Origin of the sequence: Ligilactobacillus ubinensis (genome assembly GCF_024160875.1) — a bacterium.
Lineage (GTDB): Bacteria > Bacillota > Bacilli > Lactobacillales > Lactobacillaceae > Ligilactobacillus > Ligilactobacillus ubinensis.
This window is the reverse complement of sequence record NZ_JAIULA010000006.1, coordinates 27,616-30,578: the sequence shown is the minus strand read 5'-3', so window position 1 is coordinate 30,578 and position 2,963 is coordinate 27,616. Positions and strand designations below refer to the sequence as shown.

Sequence of the window (2,963 nt, the reverse complement as noted above, 5' to 3'; positions counted from 1 at the left end):
ATAGTGCATCAACATCAGCGATTGTGTCAGAATCTACGAGTGAATCAGCATCAATGAGTGCATCAACATCAGCGATTGTGTCAGAATCAGCGAGTGAATCGGCATCAATGAGTGCATCAACATCAGCGATTGTATCAGAATCAGTGAGTGAATCGGCATCAATGAGTGCATCAACATCAGCGATTGTGTCGGAATCAGCGAGTGAATCAGCATCAATGAGTGCATCAACATCAACGATAATATCTGAATCAATGAGCGAATCTGTTGCAGAGTCAACCTCGTTAAGCGAATCAATTTCGCAATCACAGAGTGAATCAGAATCAATCAGCACATCAATCTCAGAATCACAAAGCGAATCAACATCACTAAGTGAGTCTATTTCACAATCGCAAAGTGCATCAACATCAGTAAGTGAGTTCGTGTCACAGTCACAAAGTGCAGTTATATCTGAAGTTGAATCTCAGGTAGTAAGTGAGTCTGTATATATATCTGAGGTAAAATCTGAATTAGTAAGTGAATCGGAATCATATAGTACATCTATGTCTGCATTAGTATCAGAATCAATGGTTACAAGTGGATCAATGACATATACACAAAGTGAATCAGCATCAATGAATCACTGAGGGGGATTATTGCTATAAAACAATTAGAAATATTTTTTCAAATTAGCATAACTGATAATATCTGCTTATAATATATAGAAATACTTATATTAGCGACTTTGAATCTTATGAGTAGTGCTAGTAATAATGAGTATTTTAAAATGTATAAAATTATAATGCTATTGCATATTTTGGAGTTATTCATTCTTATTTAGAATGGGTAACTCTTTTGTTGTTTTCTATAAATTAAGTTCTACATTAAATAAATTTTCCTAGGATAATAAAATAAATTTATATTTTAGGACATCTTTTCCTGAAATGATATCTAGAGGCATTAAATCAAGCTATACAGGCGATTCTTTGGACCAATATTTTATAAAGGAAAAAATAAAAAGTTTAAATTAGTGATATGAGAATAATAGTTTTTTAATTTTTTAATTTTTTATAAAATAAAAAAACCCTTGATATTATTAGTAATGATAATCTTAGAATGTATAAAAATTCTAGACTTGTTACTAAAAAGGAGAGTGTTTTAGGGTGAAAAAGCGTAGAGGAATGTATTCTGAATCTAGTAGGAGTACACATGTTAAAATGTATAAAGCGGGTAAGCAATGGGTCAGTTCTTTAATATCGAATATAGGATTGTTGCGGATATTTAGGGGAAAGGGACTACCTACAGTTAATGTTGAGGATGTTACGGTTGATACTAGTAACAAGAATAAAGATTTCAAAACAGCAACAGCGGCTAAAGCAATTGCCTCAATTGGTGCATTTGTTGGAGGGGGACTTGTAACAACAAGCAGTGCTCTTGCCGATACAACAAATACGGCAGTTACTAAAACAGTAACAGCAGATTCTACTTTAGCTGTTCAAGATAGTACCCAAATTAATGGTAATTCTGATTTTCAAAGTAATAGTAGTTCTCTATCTTTAAGTGAGAGTGCTTCAAGTAGTTTAAGTGAATCTTTATCGCAATCAACATCTGATGTAGTAGCTTCACAATCAATTAGCTCCAGTATTTCGGAGTCAACAAGTACTAGTATATCTGGCTCAACAAGTATGGGTTCTATCTCAGAGTCAGTAAGTGATAGCACATCTAGTTCAACAAGCACAGAATCAGCAAGTTCTAGTATCTCGGAATCAACAAATGTACAATCAGCATCAGAAACTACATCAATGAGTGAATCAGAGGCAGAAAGTTTAACTTTTGACGAGTATAAGAGCAATGTTATTAGCTATTTATCATCTAATAATATGTTAGCTAATGTATCAGTTGATTCAGCTGACTTTCAAAGTGCACTAAATTCATCATATGCTACATATACATCCTCTGCGCCAGATCCTAAAGGAAATCCAACAGGAGAAGCTTTATGGTTTATTGTTTACTTTACAGCTGGATTTACAAACGAGCCAGCAGATATTAATACAGTAGTTAATACAAACGGTTCTACTACAGGAACAGCAACAGTATCAGCATTTGATATAGCAACTGGTGGATGGGCTATTAAATATCAGTGGTATCAATATGACGCCACTACGGGTAAATGGACTGCAATTAATGGAGCAACATCTGACACATTAAATATTAATCAAAGTAAGTCAGGAACATACTATTATCAATTAAGGGCGCAAGTAACGGATTTATTAGGTATATTCCCACGATATACAATGTGGTCAAGATTAGTTACAGCTCATGTTGCAGATGCAGATGTCAATGCTGATAGTGTATCTGTTTATGTTGATGACAATTATATTTGGGTAAATGATGGACAAACCAAAGCACATGTATCAGTTGAACCAGAAAACTATACAGGAACAGTTACTTGGTCATCTAGTGATTCTAATGTTGCATCAGTAGATAAGTACGGAAATATTAAAGCAGGATCATTGGCAGGAACAGTAACAATAACTGCGACTATAACAAATCCAGATGGAACGACAGTATCATCATCTATTAAAATAACTGTCGGTCAAGGCATAGAAGATGAGACGGTTAAAGAAGGTAAGAATACTGAATTTACAGTTGAAGGAATTCCTGATGTATCGAATATCTCTGGCGCAAGTGTCAATGTTGTATGGCATAAAATAGATGTTCAAACAGGAAAAGATACGATTGTTCAAAGTGGAACTTCAGCATATTATAAGATAGTAAATGCCAGTTTAGCAGATAGTGGCGATAAATATTATGCAGTTATAACAATTAAAATACAGGGATTAAGTGAAGATTTTACAACTAATAAAGCACAGTTAACAGTAGTAATGAATGAAGCATCAAGATCTGCTAGTGAAAGTGTATCGGAATCTGTGTCAACTAGTATATCAGAGTCAGCAAGTGCATCAACATCAGCAATAGTATCTGAA

Annotated in this window: 1 protein-coding gene and 1 pseudogene; both read left to right on the top strand. The window is 34.2% G+C overall.

Features of this window, described 5'->3' with window-relative positions:
• Positions 1-623 (top strand): annotated as a pseudogene (locus LB941_RS04230) (hypothetical protein); the annotation flags it as partial.
• Positions 624-1,139: 516 nt separating this feature from the next.
• Positions 1,140-2,963 (top strand): KxYKxGKxW signal peptide domain-containing protein (locus tag LB941_RS04225; RefSeq protein ID WP_253359752.1); only part of this gene is annotated, 1,824 nt, incomplete at its 3' end.